General features: G+C 71.4%; 20 protein-coding genes. 9 read left to right on the top strand and 11 right to left on the bottom strand.

Annotated features, from left to right (window positions below; translation table 11 throughout):
- Positions 1-29: 29 nt before the first annotated feature.
- Positions 30-1,505, top strand: a complete 1,476-nt coding sequence (locus tag AB0C28_RS30405) for a nitrilase-related carbon-nitrogen hydrolase (protein ID WP_358079326.1) — start codon at positions 30-32, stop codon at positions 1,503-1,505.
- Here AB0C28_RS30405 and AB0C28_RS30400 read toward each other — a convergent pair.
- Positions 1,489-1,743: a hypothetical protein gene (locus AB0C28_RS30400; RefSeq protein WP_358079323.1), complete on the bottom strand. Its 255-nt coding sequence runs from the start codon at positions 1,741-1,743 to the stop codon at positions 1,489-1,491. The genes AB0C28_RS30405 and AB0C28_RS30400 overlap by 17 nt on opposite strands.
- Before the next feature lie 2 nt (positions 1,744-1,745).
- Entirely contained in the window at positions 1,746-2,654 is a 909-nt protein-coding gene (locus AB0C28_RS30395; protein ID WP_358079320.1) for a LysR family transcriptional regulator, read from the bottom strand.
- A 101-nt stretch (positions 2,655-2,755) separates the two neighbouring features.
- On the opposite strand from AB0C28_RS30395, the gene AB0C28_RS30390 reads away from it, so the two are divergent.
- The 4 genes from AB0C28_RS30390 (at position 2,756) to AB0C28_RS30375 (ending at position 5,505) form a co-directional block, all read left to right on the top strand.
- Positions 2,756-3,415: a dihydrofolate reductase family protein gene (locus AB0C28_RS30390; protein WP_358079318.1), complete on the top strand. Its 660-nt coding sequence runs from the start codon at positions 2,756-2,758 to the stop codon at positions 3,413-3,415.
- Entirely contained in the window at positions 3,412-3,996 is a 585-nt protein-coding gene (locus tag AB0C28_RS30385; protein ID WP_358079316.1) for a hypothetical protein, read from the top strand. Before AB0C28_RS30390 ends, AB0C28_RS30385 begins: the two co-directional genes overlap by 4 nt.
- A 28-nt stretch (positions 3,997-4,024) precedes the next feature.
- Positions 4,025-4,858 (top strand): helix-turn-helix domain-containing protein, encoded by an 834-nt coding sequence (locus AB0C28_RS30380; RefSeq protein WP_357861524.1) that lies wholly within the window; start codon positions 4,025-4,027, stop codon positions 4,856-4,858.
- Between the two features lie 65 nt (positions 4,859-4,923).
- Positions 4,924-5,505, top strand: coding sequence for a dihydrofolate reductase family protein (locus AB0C28_RS30375; protein ID WP_358079314.1), 582 nt, complete (start codon positions 4,924-4,926; stop codon positions 5,503-5,505).
- 1 nt (position 5,506) lies between these two features.
- Here AB0C28_RS30375 and AB0C28_RS30370 read toward each other — a convergent pair whose 3' ends face one another.
- The 3 genes from AB0C28_RS30370 to AB0C28_RS30360 are packed head-to-tail and all read right to left on the bottom strand — an operon-like array spanning position 5,507 to position 8,153.
- Positions 5,507-6,355: a MerR family transcriptional regulator gene (locus AB0C28_RS30370; protein WP_357861528.1), complete on the bottom strand. Its 849-nt coding sequence runs from the start codon at positions 6,353-6,355 to the stop codon at positions 5,507-5,509.
- Positions 6,356-6,359: 4 nt separating this feature from the next.
- Complete coding sequence (locus AB0C28_RS30365) at positions 6,360-7,250, bottom strand: alpha/beta hydrolase (protein WP_358079312.1); 891 nt, start codon at positions 7,248-7,250, stop codon at positions 6,360-6,362.
- Between the two features lie 48 nt (positions 7,251-7,298).
- Positions 7,299-8,153, bottom strand: a complete 855-nt coding sequence (locus tag AB0C28_RS30360; RefSeq protein WP_358079310.1) for a haloalkane dehalogenase — start codon at positions 8,151-8,153, stop codon at positions 7,299-7,301.
- Between the two features lie 108 nt (positions 8,154-8,261).
- Between AB0C28_RS30360 and AB0C28_RS30355 the strand changes: the two genes are divergently transcribed.
- On the top strand, positions 8,262-8,771 hold the full coding sequence (locus AB0C28_RS30355) for a MarR family winged helix-turn-helix transcriptional regulator (protein ID WP_358079308.1): 510 nt from the start codon (positions 8,262-8,264) through the stop codon (positions 8,769-8,771).
- Here AB0C28_RS30355 and AB0C28_RS30350 read toward each other — a convergent pair.
- Both AB0C28_RS30350 and AB0C28_RS30345 read right to left on the bottom strand, forming a co-directional pair.
- A complete protein-coding gene (locus AB0C28_RS30350) occupies positions 8,710-9,834 on the bottom strand; it encodes a serine/threonine protein phosphatase (protein ID WP_358079305.1) in 1,125 nt (374 codons plus the stop codon). The two genes, AB0C28_RS30355 and AB0C28_RS30350, sit on opposite strands and share 62 nt — an antisense overlap.
- A 64-nt stretch (positions 9,835-9,898) precedes the next feature.
- Entirely contained in the window at positions 9,899-10,465 is a 567-nt protein-coding gene (locus AB0C28_RS30345; RefSeq protein WP_357861538.1) for a helix-turn-helix domain-containing protein, read from the bottom strand.
- Between the two features lie 82 nt (positions 10,466-10,547).
- On the opposite strand from AB0C28_RS30345, the gene AB0C28_RS30340 reads away from it, so the two are divergent.
- Positions 10,548-11,642, top strand: a complete 1,095-nt coding sequence (locus AB0C28_RS30340; RefSeq protein WP_358079302.1) for an NAD(P)H-binding protein — start codon at positions 10,548-10,550, stop codon at positions 11,640-11,642.
- A gap of 34 nt (positions 11,643-11,676) precedes the next feature.
- Here the strand turns inward: AB0C28_RS30340 and AB0C28_RS30335 are convergent, their stop codons facing one another.
- Both AB0C28_RS30335 and AB0C28_RS30330 read right to left on the bottom strand, forming a co-directional pair.
- The gene (locus tag AB0C28_RS30335; RefSeq protein WP_358079299.1) at positions 11,677-13,101 is read right to left on the bottom strand and encodes an MFS transporter; all 1,425 of its coding nucleotides are present in this window, start codon (positions 13,099-13,101) and stop codon (positions 11,677-11,679) included.
- Between the two features lie 162 nt (positions 13,102-13,263).
- Positions 13,264-14,226 carry an SDR family NAD(P)-dependent oxidoreductase gene (locus AB0C28_RS30330; RefSeq protein ID WP_358079296.1) on the bottom strand — a complete coding sequence of 321 codons (963 nt, stop codon included), beginning with the start codon at positions 14,224-14,226 and terminating at the stop codon, positions 13,264-13,266.
- Positions 14,227-14,289: 63 nt separating this feature from the next.
- Between AB0C28_RS30330 and AB0C28_RS30325 the strand changes: the two genes are divergently transcribed.
- The gene (locus tag AB0C28_RS30325; protein WP_358079293.1) at positions 14,290-14,856 is read left to right on the top strand and encodes a TetR/AcrR family transcriptional regulator; all 567 of its coding nucleotides are present in this window, start codon (positions 14,290-14,292) and stop codon (positions 14,854-14,856) included.
- Between the two features lie 19 nt (positions 14,857-14,875).
- On the opposite strand, the gene AB0C28_RS30320 is transcribed toward AB0C28_RS30325, so the two are convergent.
- On the bottom strand, positions 14,876-15,397 hold the full coding sequence (locus AB0C28_RS30320; protein ID WP_357861547.1) for an MFS transporter: 522 nt from the start codon (positions 15,395-15,397) through the stop codon (positions 14,876-14,878).
- A gap of 65 nt (positions 15,398-15,462) precedes the next feature.
- Here AB0C28_RS30320 and AB0C28_RS30315 point away from each other — a divergent pair, with 65 nt between their 5' ends.
- Positions 15,463-16,518: a protein kinase family protein gene (locus AB0C28_RS30315; protein WP_358079290.1), complete on the top strand. Its 1,056-nt coding sequence runs from the start codon at positions 15,463-15,465 to the stop codon at positions 16,516-16,518.
- A 4-nt stretch (positions 16,519-16,522) separates the two neighbouring features.
- Here the strand turns inward: AB0C28_RS30315 and AB0C28_RS30310 are convergent, their stop codons facing one another.
- Complete coding sequence (locus AB0C28_RS30310) at positions 16,523-17,449, bottom strand: aminoglycoside phosphotransferase family protein (RefSeq protein ID WP_358079288.1); 927 nt, start codon at positions 17,447-17,449, stop codon at positions 16,523-16,525.
- Positions 17,450-17,465: the final 16 nt, after the last annotated feature.

Here is a 17,465-nt window from a genome sequence, read left to right as displayed (position 1 = left end):
CCCCTGGACGAAACCCTACGTTTCCCACCATGCCTAGATATGTCTGGTTCGCCCTTGGCCTGCTCCTGCAGTTGTTCGCCGTCGGCGGCCGGTGGGACCTGCCGCTGGCCGCCTGGGCTTTCCTGGTCTTCCTGCTCAGGTTCCTGCGCACAGGACGCCCCCTGCCGGGGCTGATCCTGGCCTGGTTGGTGGGGGTGGCCGGCGCGTTGTTCTGGACGGTGCAGCTGGCCGTCCCGCTGACTCCGCTGACGTTCGCCGGCGTGTTCGCCCTGGGATCGGCCACGCTGGTGCCGTTCGCCGTGGACCGGCTGCTGCACGAGCGGGTCGGGCCGGTCGTCCGGCTGCTCGCCTTCCCCGCCGCGCTGACCGCCGTGGAGTTCCTGCTGGGCAGTTTCAACCCGTTCGGGACCGCGTACGGGCTGCTGGCCGTCACCCAGCACGAGAACCTGGCGCTGCTGCAGTCGCTGTCGGTGGCCGGGCCGTACGCGGTCGCCTTCCTCATGGGCGTGGTCGCGACCGCCGCCAACCACCTGTGGGAGAACGGCGGGTTCCGGCCGGCGCTCGCGGTCGCCGGGGTGCTGGCGGCGGTGCTCGTGGGCGGGCAGGCCAGGCTCGCGTTCGCGCCCGCGCCCAGCGCGCCGACCGTGCGCGTGGCGGGCATCAACCCTTCCGGGGCCTCGCTGGAGGCGGCCGGACGGCTGCTCGGCACCGCGCCCACCGACCTCGCGGGCGTCTCGCGCGTCGGCGTGAGCACGGTGCGGGCGGCCTCCGAGGTGATCAGCAGGCAGCTGTTCGACGACACCAGGAAGGCGGCGCAGGCGGGCGCGAAGATCGTGTTCTGGTCGGAGAACGCCGCCAAGGTGCGCGCCGAGGACGAACCGGCCTTGCTCGCCCAGGCCACCGCGTTCGCCCGGCAATGGGGCATCTACCTCTCCGTCGCGGCCAACGTCTATCTGCCGGACGCGCCCTACGGCCGCGACCAGACCGTGCTCGTCGGGCCGGACGGGAAGGTGCTGTGGACGTACCAGAAGCGCCATCCCATTCCCGGCCTGGAGAGCTACGAGCCGGGCACGGGTCCCGCGCCCGTGGTCGAGACGCCGTACGGGCGCCTGTCGAACGTGATCTGCTACGACGCGGACTTTCCCGCGATGATGCACGTCGCGGCGGACATCATGCTCGTGCCCGGCGGCGACTGGCCGGAGATGGGGCGCATCCACACCAAGATGGCCAGCCTGCGGGCGATCGAGAACGGCTACGCGCTGGTCCGGCAGGACTTCAACGGCTCCTCGCAGGCCTTCGACTTCCAGGGGCGGGTGCTGTCGCAGCAGGACACCACGCCCGGCGACAACCTGCCGTGGATCGTGGACGTCCCCACGCGCGGGACGTCCACGCCTTACCGGGTCGTCGGGGACGTGTTCGCCTGGGCGTGCGTGGCGCTCACGCTCGGGGCGATCGTGCTGGGCGCGGCGCGGCCCGTACGGCGGGGCGTCAATCGCCCTTCTTGAGCTGGCTCCGCACGAGCAGCCCCACGCCGACCCAGAGGAACAGCTGAATCCCGGCGCCCCTGGTGTAGCGCCACCAGGGGATCGGCTGCTCTCCCGTCGCCAGCGAGACGGCGACCCCGAAGAGGAAGTATCCGATCGCGGAGATCACCCCGATGACCGCCAGCGTGGCGACCGGACGAGCGACCAGCCGCCTGCCGAGCCAGTGCCCGCCCGTGATCATCCGCTCCCGTAACTTCATGATCACGACTCTAACGGGGTCCCGGCGGGCCCGCCGGGCCGCGCCTCCGGGGGTACGGCGTCCGCGAGGGCCTGGATCAGCGCGACGGTGGCGGGCGGGTCGGGAGGGTCTCCGTACGTGACGGCGTAGAGCCGGCGGGTGAACCCGGTCAGCTCGGTGGTGTGGATGTCGGGCCGGCGGTGGGCGCGCAACGCGAGACCCGGCAGGGTGGTGACGCCCTTGCCCGCGGCGACGAGGGCCTGCACCACTACCATGTCGTCGCTCAGCGATCCGATGCGCGGCGTGAAGCCGTTCTGCCGGCACAGGTTGACCAGCTCCTCCTGACAGCGTTCGCAACCACCGATCCACGCCGAGAGACGATGGTTGGCGATGCTGTCATCGGGTTGCCGGCTGACCAGGTAGATCGGGTCGTAGCCGATGTGGACGAGGCGGAACCCCTCCTCCTCCGCCGGGGCGTCGGCGTGGCGGAAGACGAGCGCCACGTCGATCTCGCCGGCCCGTAACAGCTGCAGCGCCTCGACCGGGTGACGCTCGATCAGGATCAGCTCCAGCCCCGGGTGCGCCTCGGCCAGCGCGACGGCCGCCGCCGGCACGATCGTGCTCAGCGGCGAGGCGTTGGCGGCCAGGCGCACCAGGCCCGCCCGCAGCCCGGCCTGCGCCGCCAGCTCGGTGGCCGCCGCGTCGACCCGCCCGACGATCTCGGAGGCCCGGCCGGCCAGCAGCCGCCCTTCCGGGGTCAGCCGGATGCCGCGCCCGACCCGCTGGAGGAGCTTGACGCCGGTGGCCGCTTCGAGGCGGGACAGGTGATGGCTCACCGACGGCTGCGAGTAGTGCAGCTCCTTCGCGGCCTCGGTCACCGACCCGTGCCGCGCCACCGCCGCCAGAACCTTGAGATGCGTCAGGTTCAGCATCGATCAAAGATATCAATGAGTCCGTCGAAGATTTGGCATTAGACGTCATCTCATCGCCCGGCCATGCTCTCTGGTGAGGACGCCGTACGAAGGGAAAAGTGATGAGCAAGCTCAGGTGCCACATCTCGATCTCGCTGGACGGATACGTCGCCGGCCCCAACCAGAGCGAGGAGAACCCGCTCGGCGAGGGCGGCGAACAGCTGCACGACTGGGTCGTTCCGCTGGCCGCCTTCCGCGAGGCCCACGGCGGGCAGGGCGGCGCGGTGACCGCCAGCACGCGGGTCTTCGAGGAGACGATCGCGAACCTCGGCGCCGGGATCATGGGCCGGAACATGTTCGGCCCCATCGGCGGCGGCCCGTGGGGCGACGGGGCGTGGAAGGGCTGGTGGGGTGACGAACCGCCGTACCACTACCCCGTGTTCGTGATCACGCACCACTCGCGCGAGCCGGTGGAGATGCGCGGCGGGACCACGTACCACTTCGTCACCGACGGCCTCGAATCCGCACTCGACCAGGCCAAGAAGGCCGCGGACGGCAAGGACGTCATGCTGTGGGGCGGCGGCGACGTCGCCCGCCAGTACCTGGCGGCGGGGCTGCTGGACGAGCTCGAACTGCACGTCGTCCCGGTCCTGCTCGGCGGCGGCTCCCGCCTGCTCGACGACCTCGAGGGCGCGGACGTGCGGCTGGAGCAGATCAGGGCCGTCGAGGGGGCCGGCGTCACCCACCTGAAGTACCGGGTCCTGCGAGGTGCGTCATCGTGAAGAGCCTCGTGCGGGAGAGCGGCCTGATGCGGGCCTTCATCGACGACGTGGACCACGTGGTGAGCACGACCGGCGACGAGCACGAGATCACGGCGCGGGTCGCAGAACGGCTGTCCGCGCTGCTGGCGGCCGGTTACCGGCTCCCGCCCGAGCTGACGCGCGCGTCCGCCGAGCGCCACCTGACGTATCCGCTGCACATCGCCGCCGACGGAAGCTGGTCGCTGGCGTCGGTCGTCTGGGACGTGGGCCAGCGGACCGGCGTGCACTCGCACGAGACCTGGGGCGTGGCCGGCGTCTACGCGGGAGCCGAGCACGAGGTCCGCTACCTCAAGCCGGCCGGGTCCGCCCCCGCCGGGCCGCTGACGCCGGCCGGCGAGACGGTGTGGGTGCCGGGCCAGGTCACCGTCTGCTGCACCACCGACGACGACGTCCACGCCGTCGAGGCCGTCGGCGCCGTGCCCACGATCGGGATCCACGTCTACGGCGGCGACATCGCCACGATCAGACGGCGGGCCTACGATCCCGCCACCGGCGAGGTCACCTGGTTCGTCTCCGGCTGGGACAGCGTGCCCGGCGTCTGACGCGCCCTTTGACGTGAATACTGTGGGCGTGGAGTACGTGTCCAGAGTGCCGCGACCGCCGCTGGACGGGCTGATCGACGACCTCTATTACCTGGCGGGCACGCCGCCGTACGCCCGGCTGATGTTGCCGCCGATGCCGGCCGCGTTGCTCATCGTCAACCTCGGGCCGCCGTTCCACATCAGCGCCCCTGCCGGGACGGGCGAATACGCCGACGGCTGCGTGATCACCGCCCCGAGCCGCGCCTTCACGTTCGGCTATCCGCCGGGCACCAGGTCGGTGGGGGTGCACTTCAAGCCATGGGGCCCGGCGGCGTTCCTGGGGATGCCCGCGGCCGAGCTGTGTGACCGGCCGGTGACGTTGGAGCAGGTCTGGGGCCGGCCCGCCGTCGCCGAGCTGCGCGAGCGGCTGGCGCTGGCGGACGGGCCTGCCGCGATGCTGGCGCTGCTGGAGGGCGAGCTGCGGCGGCGGCTCACCGAGACCGCCGGGCTGGGGCTGGTCCGCCGTACGAGCAGCGTCATCGCGGCGGCCGGCGGGGCGGTGGCGATCGGCGACCTGAGCATGGCCGCCGGGGTCAGCAGCACTCATCTGGCGCAGCGGTTCAAGGAGCTCGTCGGCGTCACGCCGAAGCGGCTGGCCCGTACCTACCGCTTCACCGCCACCGTCTTCGCGATCGACCCCGCGGGACCGATCGACTGGAGCGACCTCGCCGGGCGCGCGGGCTACTTCGACCAGGCGCACTTCGGGCACGAGTTCCGGGCGTTCACCGGGCTCACCCCGACTCGGTACGTCGAGGTCCGGCGGCGGTTCCTGCGCGAGCATCCCGGCCACGTGCTGGACGGCTGGTCGCTGCCGGCCGATTGATTTCTTACAAGAACTCGCAGCTCACGACCGCTAATTTGGGGCACCTCGAAGCAGAGGAGGGCCCCGTGGGCAAGGTGGTCATGTACAGCTCGGTGTCCGTGGACGGCTTCGTCGCGGACGAGAACGACCAGCCAGGACCGCTGTTCGACTGGTTGACCAGCGGTGACGTCCCGCTGGACGAGAGCGGCGGGCTGAAGGTGTCTCAGACGTCCTACGACTACACGCGGCCGTACTGGGACCAGATCGGCGTCACGATCGTCGGCCGCCACGTCTTCGACCTGACGGACGGCTGGGACGGGAAGCCGCCGGGCGGGATCGAGCACGTGGTCGTCGTGACGCACCGGCCGATGCCCGAAGGCTGGGACCCCGGGGCGCCGTTCCACTTCGTCGACGGCGTCGAGGCGGCCGTGGCCAAGGCGCGGGAGCTCGCGGGTGAGCGCCTGGTCGAGGTCGCGGCGGGTGACGTCGGTGGCCAGGTGCTGGCGGCGGGCCTGGTCGACGAGGTGCGCATGGACGTCGTTCCCGTCGTGTTCGGGTCCGGTAAGCGATACTTCGGGTCGGTCCGGGCGCAGCACCTGCTGGAGGATCCTGATGTGGTGATTCAGGGCGATCGGGTGCTGCACCTGCGTTATCAGGTGCGCCGTTGACCTACTCGGGCTGTGGTGGGGGCAGGCGTTCGAGCTTGGTCCAGCCCGTCCAGCCGCGCTCTCTCAGCAGTTCGGTCAGCCGGCGTGCGGGCGGGATGGTGTCGAAGGCCAGCGTGTCCATCAGGGGGATGAGCGGTGGCTCCATGTCGTTGTCGTCCACATAGTCCTCGCCCTGCTCGTCGGCCATCCGCGTGATGTAGGCGGCCAGCTCGTCGGCGAGCTCGACCAGCCGCGGGTCGTCGTCGGCCCGGCTCGGGGTCTCCGTGCTGACCGGGAGTTCGGCCTGGTCGCGGGCCGGGTCCGGGGACTCCGGCCGGTCGAGGGCCTGGCTCAGGGTGAGGTAGAAGGCGACGAGGCGCGGGTCGGCGAGTTGCTCGTGCTTGCGCGCCATCCACTCCCCGACCCGCTCGGGCGAGCGCGCGGCCAGCGGGATCCAGCCGTCCCGCTCGGCCCGGACGATCCGCTCGTCCACCCCGAGCTCCCTGAGCCGGTCGAGATACGCGACCACCTCGGGCGGCAGCGCCAGGCCGTCCCCGGAGGAGAGCCGGGCGATCTGTTCGCGGTGCCGCTGCCGTTCCCTGATCTCGTCTCGCAGCCGCCGGTCGATGTCCGCGACGGCCGCGGCGAACTCCTCCTCGCCGGCCCGCAGCAGCTCACGTACCCGGGCCAGGGGCACTCCCGCCTCGGCCAGCGTCCTGATCCTGATCAGCTCGACCACCGCGCCGGCGTCGTACCTGCGGTAGCCGGAGTGGTCCCGGTCCGGCTCCGGCAGCAGCCCCTTGGCGTGATAGTGCCGCACCGCGCGCACCGTCACTCCGGCGTACGACGCCAGCTCGCCGATGGTCAGCATGGCATCATCCTCCCGGCTGCTCCGGCGCGTTCCCGATGAGGCGGGCGATCTCCTCGGCATGGGTGAAGACCAGCTGGTGGTCCGCTTCGAGCCAGGTCGTGGTGATGTCCGGCCGCTCGCGGACGAGCCGTTCGACGCCGGTCCGCCAGTTCCGGTTGAACCGCCGCGCGTGCTCGCCCGCGTCGTCACCGGCCATCGACGTCGACATGATCATGCTGATGGGCCGGTCGATCTTCCGGTACCGGTCGAGGAGACCGGACCGTACCTCGTCGATCTCGATGTTCAGGTCGGCGAGCTGCTCCGCGGTGAGCAGCACCTGACGCTCGGTGCCCCGCTCGGCCTCCTGCAGCGCCGCCTGCTCCGCCCACATCATGCGGAACTCCGGCAGGACGGCCTCGGTGACGAACGGCTCCGGCACCGGGTTCGCCCCGTCGATGAGCACCAGCCCGGCGACGACGTCAGGATGCTCGGACGCGTAGTGCACGGCCAGGTCGGCACCCAGCGAGTAGCCGACCAGCACGGGCTCCGCCGCCGGTTCGCGGCGCCCCGGCAGGTCGCGGCCCCCAGTCTCGGCCTTCACCGCGGCCATCACCGCGGTGAGATCGCCCAGGAAGTCGTCGAACGAGTACCGGCTCGCGGCCGGGGCGAGGCCGTGTCCGCGCAGGTCGAAGGTCGTCACGTCGTGGTCGCGCCGCAGCAGCCCGGCCAGCTCGCGCAGGCTCGCCTGGGTCGAGCTCAGCCCCGGGCACAGGACCAGCGGCCGCCCCCGGCCGCCGCGCGACATCGGGATGGTGACGCCGTCGTGCTCGATCGTGAAGCGCCGCATACCCCCGTCGTCTCCCCGATTTCCGTCATACGCCCGCGCGATCTCGGTCGCGCTGTTCTGCTCGGTCATGCACCCATGCTGAGAGGTTGACCCTACGTCAGGGTCAAGCCTGCGGCCTCATCGGAGGTGCTGCCGGTCCAGCCAGGCGGAGACGGCGGCAGCGATCTGCTCGGGCTGGTCCTCGCCGGCGTGGTGACCGGCCGGACCGACGTGTTCGACCTGGAGTCCGGCGATGTTGTCCTTGCACCACGCGGCGAGTTCCGGGGTCACCAGCAGCGTGGGTGAGGAGTCGAAGGTCAGCAGCAGCTTGGGGACGTCCTGGCTGCGGGCCAGCCAGGCCCCGTACGCGTCGATCCTGGCGGCCACGTCGGCGGGGTCGCCGTCGACCGGGATCGAGCGGGCCCAGTTCATCAGCGGACGGCGGCTCTCCCGGGTCGGGTACGGCGCCCGGTAAGGGGTGAGTTCTTCCTCGCTGAGCGGGTTCAGCACGCCGCCGGTGTAGGCGGTGTCGATGAGGAAGGTCGAGTCGAGCATCAGGGACTCGCCCTCGGCACCGCGCAACTTCACCGTACGGGCGCGGGCCTGCTCGGACAGCTCGGCCGAGGCGACGGGACGCACGATCGCCTCGAAGAAGGCCACACCGCGCACCCGATCAGGATGCCCCGCCGCCCAGTCGAAGGCGAGCGAACCGCCCCAGTCGTGGCCGACGAGCACGACCTCCTCCAGGCCGAGCGCGTCGAAGAACGCGTCGAGGTGGCGGGCGTGGTCGGCGAACCGGTAGTCGCAGGCGGGCTTGCCCGAGCGGCCCATGCCGATCAGGTCGGGGGCGATCAACCGTCCGTCCCCGACCAGCGGCAGCACCTTGCGCCACATGTGCGAGGAGGACGGGTTGCCGTGCAGGAAGACGATGGCGGGGCCGCTGCCGCGCTCCTCGTAGTGCATCGTCGTGCCGAGAACGTCGATCGTGGGCATGAGAGGCAATCCTTCGTTCGTGGAGCTAACGTTCTTACAACTAACGTTTATCGTCCGAACGAACGTACATCGTTAGTCGGACTAACACAACCAGGTAAGATCGTCGCCATGAGCAGCGGAGCCGACGCGGCGCACATGCCGCCCGACAGCGAGACGAAGACGCCGGAACGGCTGCGCCGGCTGGCCGGTCGGCTGCTGTCAGGCGTGGCCGCGCAGTCGGACCGGCTGACGAACGACGGCCTGGCCCGGATCGACGCCCGCAAATGGCACTACGCCGTGCTCGCCTCGTTGCAGGAGTTCGGCCCGGGCAGCCAGGCGACGCTGAGCCGGCGCACCGGCATCTACCGCAGCGACATGGTCGGCGTACTCAACGAACTGGCCGAGCGCGGCTTCGTCGAGCGGGCCCTTGACCCCGACGACCGCCGCCGCAACGTCATCACGATCACCGCTCAGGGCCGCCGGCAACTGCGCCGCCTCGACCAGATCCTGGACGATCTGCAGGACGAGCTGCTCGCTCCCCTGTCGCCCGCCGAACGCGACCAGTTCGTGCGGTTGCTCACCCGCCTGCTGGACCACCACTCCCAGCAGGCGCCCCGCCCTCCGGCCCCGGGGTCCTGACGACGCCGGTCGCCACCTCCAGGGCGTGTTCGATCCGATCGTCCGGGAACGGCGTCGTCCTGCTGGTGCCGTACAGGTTCCAGTAGAAGTCGTTCATGAGCGCCGCCACGGGCGCGTACCGGCTGATCGCCCTGGCCAGGCTCGGCGGGGCGCCGGCCGGATCCGCGCCGGCCGCGCACGCGCGCACGAAGTCGTTGCGCTCCGGCGGCGCCGTCACCCCGCAGAAGGCGGTGACGAGCCAGTTGACCAGCCGCATCAGCGCATACCCCGCGTCGTGGGTGCGGTTGCGTCCCAGGAAGTCGATCTCCTGCTCGGACAGGTCGAAGCGGGAGGAGGTCGCCAGCCCGAAGTCCGCGAGATACAGGCGTTCGCCGTCGGTGAGCATGTTGGCGAAGTGGCCATCGAAGTGCATCAGCCCCGCGCCGTTCATGAAGGTCACGTCGGCGAGCAGGCACGACTCGATCATGGCGCCCGCCGCCGTCGCGGCGTCCCGGCCGGCGGCGAGCTGAGCGGCGAGCCAGGTGTCGAGGCGCTGCGGAATGAACTCCTGGAACAGCACGATCGAGGCCGGGGCAGATGCGAGGGCGTGCAGGCGTTCCCGTACGGCCGCTGAACCCTCCCAATAACGCACGGCCGCCTCGACGTCGGCGTGCTCGTCGGCCGGTGGCGGCGCACCCGGCAGCACCCGCCAGTGATAGAGCAGCGGAAAGGCCGCGCTGCGCCCGTTCAGGACCCACTCGGTCGTCATCGCGCCGGCCGCGAGTTCACGCCAGGCGCCGAAGCCGGCGCTGCCGATGGCGGTGAGCCCGTACTGGCAGAACGCGGGCACGCCGAACAGGTTCGCGGTGGACCGTTCGTTGCCCGCGCGGCGCTCCAGGTCGGTCAGCGGGATCCGCTTGGCGAAGACGGGCACGCCGCCGACGTCAAGCAGCACCGACGTGCCGCCGATCCCCGCGCCCAGGGGCCGCGCCCGTTCCAGCTCCTCGCCGAGCCGCCGGTCACCGTACGACGCCAACGTGCTCGCGACCTCGTCGTGGCGGCGGACGCGGGCACTTCGGGACATGTCGGGCGGCGTTCTCAAGGGGGCAGCCATCCTTGCCGGTCGGTTTCGCGTGCGGAGGGAGACTCTACGGGGCCAGCTCGGCGCGCATCTTCTCCAGCGTCGTGAGCAGGACGTCGTAGAGCTTGCGATCATCCTCCCGGTCCAGCCACTCGGCCACCGACACGTACATGAGGGTCACTCCGGTCTCGGCCAGCAGCGCCGCCCGCGTGGGCTCGATCCCCCTGGACAGGAACCCACTCCGCAGCGCCTCGGCCATGACCGCCCGCTTGCGCAGGTCCCGTTCCCGCAGCCCGTCGTCGGATCGGACCAGGTCGCGCCGGGCGCGCAGGGCTTCCTTGCGCCCCTCGAAACGCTCCTCGATGAGCAGGCGCAGACCCTCCACGATCAGCGTGATCGGCTCGGCGGACGGCGGAAAGCTCTCCATCAGCACCGCCACGAACTCGGGCACCCGGGCGTCGTCGGCGAAGAGAACCTCGCGTTTGTCGGCGAAATGCCGGTGAAAGGTGCGGGTGGTCAGGCCCGCCCTGGCGGTGATCTCGGGGACGGTGGTCGCGGCGAAGCCCTGCTCGGCGAAGAGTTCCATGGCCGCCCGCTGGAGACGCTCCCGTGCGTCCGGTGCCCATCTGCTCACCCGATCAAGTGTAGTGATGACACGACACGTCATGACGACTACAGTGATGACACGCAATGTCATCACTAGGGAGAGTGGCGGAATGAGCGAAGTCTGGATCTTGGGCGGCGCTGGGCGTACCGGCCGGGCGATCGCGGCGGAACTCCGCCGGAAGGGCATCGAGCCCACACTGGTCGGGCGGGACGCTGACCGGCTGGCCGAGGTGGCCGGCGCGGGACGCACGGTCGTGGCCGGAGATGTCGAGGCGATGGCGGCGGAGATCCGGCGGCAGCGTCCGGCCGTGGTCGTCAACACGGTCGGCCCGTTCACCCGGACCGCCGAGCCCCTGGTGCGTGCCTGTCTGCCGGCCGGCCACTACCTGGACCTGGCCAACGACCTGGCCTCGTTCGCGACCACACTGGGGCTGGGCGATCAGGCCACGGCCGCCGGCCGTACGGTCGTCACCGGCGCCGGATTCGGCGTCGCCGCGACCGAGAGCGTGGTCGTCAAGTTGTGCGAAGGGCGCGGAACTCCCGACCGGGTACGGACCGCCATGATCCCCTCGATTGCCCTCGAAGGCGGCGTCACGGGCGAGGCGCTGGCCGGCTCCCTCGTCGAGGGCCTGCCCGGCGTGGAGGGAGGCGCCCGCTACCAGGGGCGCCGTTACCGGGGCGGCCGCCTGGCGCCGGCCCGCCTCGGCGCCGACCCGGTCGAGCTGACGCTGCCCGACGGCTCGACGGTCGTCGCGGCGGGCATGCCGCTCGGCGAGCTGATGGCGGCCCAGCGTGCGAGCGGCGCCCCGGACGTCGTCTCGGCGTCGAGCGAGGCGCCGTCCTCACCGGTCGCCCGCGCGATCCTCCCGGCCGCGACCGCCCTGCTCGCGATCGGTCCGGTACGCGAGTTCGCCCGGCGGCGGCTGGCCGCGCTCACCACCAAGCCCAAGGAGCAGCCGCGGGAGCACTCCTGGGGCCACGCGGTCGTGCACTGGCCGGACGGGGTCACCCGCGAGGGCTGGCTGCGTGCCGGCGAGGCGATGTCCTTCACCGCGGCGGTGGCGGCCGAGGTGGCCCGCCGCCTGCTGGCCGGCGAGGGCAGGCCGGGCGCCCACACCCCGGCCGCCCTGTTCGGCCCGTCGCTCGCCGAGGCGTGCGGCGGCGACTACCTCATCCCCGACTCCCCCGCCGGCACGCGCCTCTGACCAGGGGCACTTTTCGCCCCGGCTCTGGTCTCAATCATCGGGAGCCGGTACGTGCCGCCGCACGCGCGGTGACGGCCCCGACCGCACAGACGATCGCGAACCCGAAGAGCACGTACCGGGCCGCGTCAAGCATCGAGGCGCCACCCAGGTTGACCAGGGCGCCGGCGACCGCCGTGCCGAAGGCGATCGCCAGGCTCGTCACCGTGGCGATCGCGGCGGCCGCCCGTGCGCCTTCCTCCGGGTCCCGGGTACTGGACATCACCGCCACCGACAGGTGCGGATAGGCCAGCCCGATGCCCGCCCCGGCGACGAACAGCACCGGCACCCAGCCCAGCACCAGCCACACCGGCGCGTCCTGCCGCTGCATCAGCCCGAGAACCAGAAAGCCGAGCGCGAGCAGCAGCGGGCCGAGCACGCGCAACCGGCCGATCGTGCGTTCCTCGACCGCCGCGGAGCTGACGAGCTGGGTGGCCGACCAGCCCAGCGAGATGGCCGCGCCGAAGAACCCGGCCACGACCGGGGCCAGCCCGCCCAGCCGCTGTCCGAACAGCGGCAGGAACGACTCCACCGCGACGCCGAAGGCCAGCAGCGCCAGCGTCAGGTACAGCCACTTCAACGGCGACCCCGGCCGGTAGGTGCTGCGCGGAAAGACCCGCCGCGCGTCCCGCCGTTCATGGGCGACGAAGAGGGCCATCAGCAGCAGTGCCACCGCGAGACCGGCCGCCATGGCCACGGCACCGGACAGCACCCCGGCCACGCTGACCGCGACGGTGGCCGCGGTGACCAGCAGCAGCGACACGACCGGAACCGGTGCCCGCGTCGCGCCGTGTCCGCCGCGTGGCAGCGCCCGGGGCACGAGCACGCCGCACACCGCCGCGATCACCGCCATCGCGACGAACGCCAGTCGCCAGCCGCCGAACTGCGCGAACAGCCCGCCGAGCGCGGGCCCGACGAAGTTGCCCACGCCGTACATCGCCGACATCAGCGCATTGCCGCGCGTCCACAACCGCTGCGGCAGCGCCGATCGGACGGCCGCGAAGTCCAGCCCGGACAGCAACCCCGCCCCCAGCCCTTGGACGCCGCGGCCGGCCAGCAGCACCGCCATCACCGGGCTCACCGCGCAGACCAGCGAACCAGCCAGGAACACCCCGAAGCCGAGCAGATAGGCGCCGACGTTCCCCCAGCGAGCCAGGAAGCGGCTGACCAGCATCGTCGCGATCACCATCGCGACGAGGTGAATTGTCATGTTCCCCGCGTAGAAGCCGGCTCCGCCGAGGTCGGCCACCGCGGTCGGCAGCAGGCTGGCGGCCAGGTAGATGTTGACCGCGCCGACCAGCACCCCGACGGCCGGCACGATCGCCGCGCCGGCGTGCTCCCGGCTGAGCAGTTCCCGCCACGAGACGGCGGTGGAGGTCGAGGTGTCCTTCACGCCTGACTGGTTGTCGTCACAGACATTCATGACGTCAAGCCTGTCGTTGAACGAGTCCCGGAGACTTTCGCCTCTCACCGCACCTCCCCGTCTGGGCACGGCAGGCGAAAAGCCTCAACCCGCGGTGCAATGCCCCCTCCTGAGCCTGCCTCGCGACATCAACCCCTTGCCGTCTTCTCGGACGAGCTCGCCTCAAGCGGTGTCGAGCAGTTCGGTGGAGACCGTCCAGAGGTGCTTGGCGGTGGCGGGGTCGAGGGCCCATTCCTTCACCCCGTGCGGGTGCTGCGCCAGGTCGGCGTCGTTCGGCACCGTGTACGCCTCCTGCGCGTCGTCGAGATAGTGGCCGCCGGAGTGGGCGAACTCCGGGGCGACGGCCGCGACGATGCTGGTGGCGGCTCCCTGCTCGACCGTTTTGTAGGTGAAGATCCCGGCGGCCTCGGCCGCGTCGAGTGACGCCTTCTGCTGTGGGGTGAAGTTCCGCTGCAGTCCGGTCGCGACGCCGCCGGGGTTCACCGTGTTGGCGACGATGCCGTCGGACGCCCACCGGCGGGTCGCCTCGACGGCGAACAGGGAGTTCGCCGTCTTCGACTGGGCGTAGGCGAGCTGCGGGTCGTAGCGGCGGCGTTCGAAGTGGAGGTCGCCGAAGTCGATGCCGGAACGCATGTGCGCGGTCGAACTGACCGCCACGATCCGGGCCCCGCCACGATCGATCGCTCCCAGGGCGAGGGCGTCGTGCAGGCCGACGGCCAGGGCGAAGTGGCCGAGATGGTTCGTCGCGAACTGCAGCTCCCACCCCTCCCGCGTGCGTTCGAGGCCGCCGGTGACCACGCCCGCGTTGTTGATCAGCAGGTGCAGCGGGCCGTGCCAGGCATCGGTGAAGCGCGTGACACTGACCCGGTCGGCGAGGTCGAGCCGGGCGACCCGGGCCGGCCCCGCGATCGTCCCGGCGACGGCTTCGCCCGCGGTGATGTTCCGGACGGCGAGCGTCACTTCCGCTCCGGCGCCGGCCAGCGCGCGGGCCGTCTCGGCCCCGATCCCGGAGGAGGCTCCGGTCACGATCGCGCGGACGCCGCTCAGGTCGACGCCGCGCAGCACGTCGGCCGCGGTGCTGGTGGAGGTGAAGGGCGTGGTGATGAGTGGTTGATGGGTGCTCACCGCCGCAACTATACAGATCAGACAATATTTGTTTAGTAAGTCTACCGCTCGTATGCTCGTCCCATGAGCAGCCCCGAAGTCGATCACCCGTCGCCGTGGCCCGCCGACACCGGCCGCCGGGCCACGGTCCTGGACTCCGCCATGCTCACGTTCGCCCGCTTCGGCTACCGGAAGACCTCGATGGAGGAGGTGGCCCGGGCGGCGCGCATCTCCCGGCCCGGCCTCTATTTCCTCTTCTCCTCCAAGGAGACCCTGTTCCGCGCCGCGGTCGGCCAGGCACTGGACCGCGACCTCGCGGCGGTCGAAGCAGTCCTGGCCGACCCCGGCAAGCCCCTTCGGGACCGTCTCGTCGAGGCGTTCGACAACTGGGCGGGCCGCTACGTCGGCCCGTTGACGAGCGACGTCGCGATAGTCATCGACGACAATCCCGACCTGCTCGGTGAGGTCATCGAGACCCCGCGGCGACGCTTCGAGGAGCTGATCACGGACGCGATCGCCACCGAGTCGGACCGGGAGGTGGCTCTCGCCCAGACGATGATCAGCACGTCCATCGGCCTCAAGCACCAGGTCAGCTCACGGGAGGCCTACCTGGAACGACTCAAGGTGGCCATCGATCTCCTGCTCCGCTGAAGGCCCGCTGGTCAGGTGGTCAAGCTCTTGCTTGCTGAACACGCTCAGGTTCCCTCCCGTGCGCATGCCGTACCGCGAAGGGAGCGGCCGCGACGCCGGTCCTGGCGAGCGGGACCAGGTCGCCGATTAGCTTGGGCAGCGAGGCCATGACCAGGCCCGATCCCGCGCCCACCACGGTGTAGAAGATCAGGTGCTCCCACATCGAGGCGTGAGCGAGGGCGAGCAGCGCGGAACCCGCGACGGCGACCGCGAACCCGAGGACCGCGGGCCGGCGCGGGCCGAACCGCTCGGCCAGCTTGCCCACCGCCGTGCCCGTGGGCAGGAGGATCAGCGCTCCTGGCAGCATCAGCAGGCCGGACACGGTGACCGTCGCGCCGAAGCCGATCCCGGCCGGCCCCGGCTTGAGCTGGGCATACGCGGGCAGGGCCAGGTAGAAGAAGTGCTGAAGCAGGCCGACCGCGGGGACGACCATCGTCTGCATGAGCGCATAGCTGAAGACCGAGGTGACAAGGGCGAACAACGTCGCGTTGGCACTCTTCACTGCCCTATGACGTTCACGCACGAGCGGCTCAGCCGCCCGGGTGAGCGACGAGCACTAGGGTGATCATGGTGACCGACACACGGCTGACCACCCACGGCGACGTCTCCACGACCCTGGCCCGCCACGACGACCGCACGCTGGCCGAGTTGCTGGAGCGCGAGGCCGTGCCGCTCGGCACCGGCATCGGCGGGGCGTCCGCGCGGCTCGACGTCGGCGGCACCCCGGTCTTCGTCAAACGTGTCCCCCTCACCGAGCCCGAGCTGCGCCATCCGCACTCGACGGCCAACCTGTTCGGTCTGCCGCCCTTCTGCCAGTACGGCATCGGCTCGCCCGGCTTCGGCGCCTGGCGCGAGCTGGCCGCGCACACGATGACCACCGAGTGGGTGCTGGCCGGCCGCTTTCCCGGCTTCCCGCTGCTCTACCACTGGCGGGTGCTGCCCAGCGCGGAGCCCGCCCCGCTCTACGGCGACCTGGCCGACGTGGATCGGGCGGTCACGTTCTGGGAGGGCGCCCCCGGCGTACGCCGCCGCCTCGAAGCGCTGGCCGAGGCGCCGGCGAGCCTCACGCTCTTCCTTGAGTACTTCCCCACCGACCTGAACCGGTGGCTGGACGAGCGGATACGCGCGGGCGACGCCGACCAAGCCTGCGCCCTGGCGGACCGGCGGCTGCGCGAGGTCGTGTCCTTCATGAACGCGAACGGCCTGCTGCACTTCGACGCGCACTTCGCAAACGTGCTCACCGACGGGCGCCGCCTCTACCTGACCGACTTCGGGCAGGCCGTGTCCACCCGGTTCGACCTGTCGGCGGAGGAATCGGCCTTCTACCAGCGGCATCTCACCTACGACCGCACCTTTACGCTGGCGTACCTGGTGAACTGGCTGGCCGGCTCCTTCCACGGCGCCGACTGGCCGAAATGCCGCGAACTGGTGCGGGAGTGGGCGGCGGGAACGCGGCCGGCCGGCGTGCCCGACGGGGTCGCGGCCCTGCTGTCGCGGCGCAGCCCGCTGGTCACCGTACTGAACGACTACTACCACGCTCGCCAGAGTGAGAGCAGGACGACGCCGTACCCGCTGGAGCGGATCCGCGAGATCGCCGGACGGCACGCCCTGCCGCTCGAATGAACCGTCAGCGGTGCGCCGCCGCGAGGACGCGCCGCAGCGCCGCCCGGCCGGCCGGTCCCCACGTGGCCTTGCCGCCAGGGCGGCCGTGCACGCCGGCGTCGCCGATGTGCAGCCCGGCCAGGCCGCGAATCACGACCCAGCCGCGGGCGCGGCGCAGAGTCGCGGCGTCCAGGGCATGCCCGTAGGCGGCGAAGCAGCGATCGGCGGCGCCGTCCGGCAGCAGCGTCCAGGCCGCGGACAGGTCGCAGGCCGGATCGCCGGCGAACAGGTCGCCGAAGTCGATCACGCCGCACAGGGCGCCGTCCGCGGTGACGACGTTGGCCGCGTGCAGGTCGCCGTGCAGCCAGAGCGGCGGGCCCGCCCAGCCGGGCGCGGTGGCGGCGTCGTCCCAGACCGCGCGTACGTCGTCCGCGTCCTGGCCGGAGATCAGCTCCCGTTCGACGGCGTCGGCGAGCTGCTTGGCCACCCACTCCGAAGAGCCGGCCATGGGCCCGCCGCGACCCCGGCCGCCGGTGTCCACCTCATCGGGGGCGGGCTGGTGCAGCGCGGTCAGAAAGGCGCCCAGGGCGTCGGCCGACCCGTTGCCACGCTTGACGGGGGCACGGTCGGCGGGCTCCCCCGGCACCCAGGTGGTGACGATCCACCGCCGCGGAAAAAGTTCGGACGGCTCACCGAGACGCTGCGGAACGGGAACCGGCAGCGGCAGGCGCGGAGCGAGAACGGGCATCCAGATGTGCTCCTTGAGCAGCAGCTCATCAGCGCCCTCCGTCGCCCAGGGCAACCTGACGGCCAGGTCGTCGCCCAGCCGCCACAACTGGTTGTCCCAGCCACGCGCGCCCAGCCTCAGGGGACGATCGGCCAGGTCGGGGTGCTGATCACGCAGCAACTCCCGGACGAAGTCCGCGCTGATGTCGATCTCGGTGTGCGTCATGCGGAGCAACCATAGC

The organism is Nonomuraea sp. NPDC048892, from assembly GCF_040649735.1.
Classification (GTDB): domain Bacteria; phylum Actinomycetota; class Actinomycetes; order Streptosporangiales; family Streptosporangiaceae; genus Nonomuraea; species Nonomuraea maheshkhaliensis.
The sequence above is the reverse complement of the archived record's forward strand: the minus strand, read 5'-3'. Positions and strand labels throughout refer to the sequence as shown.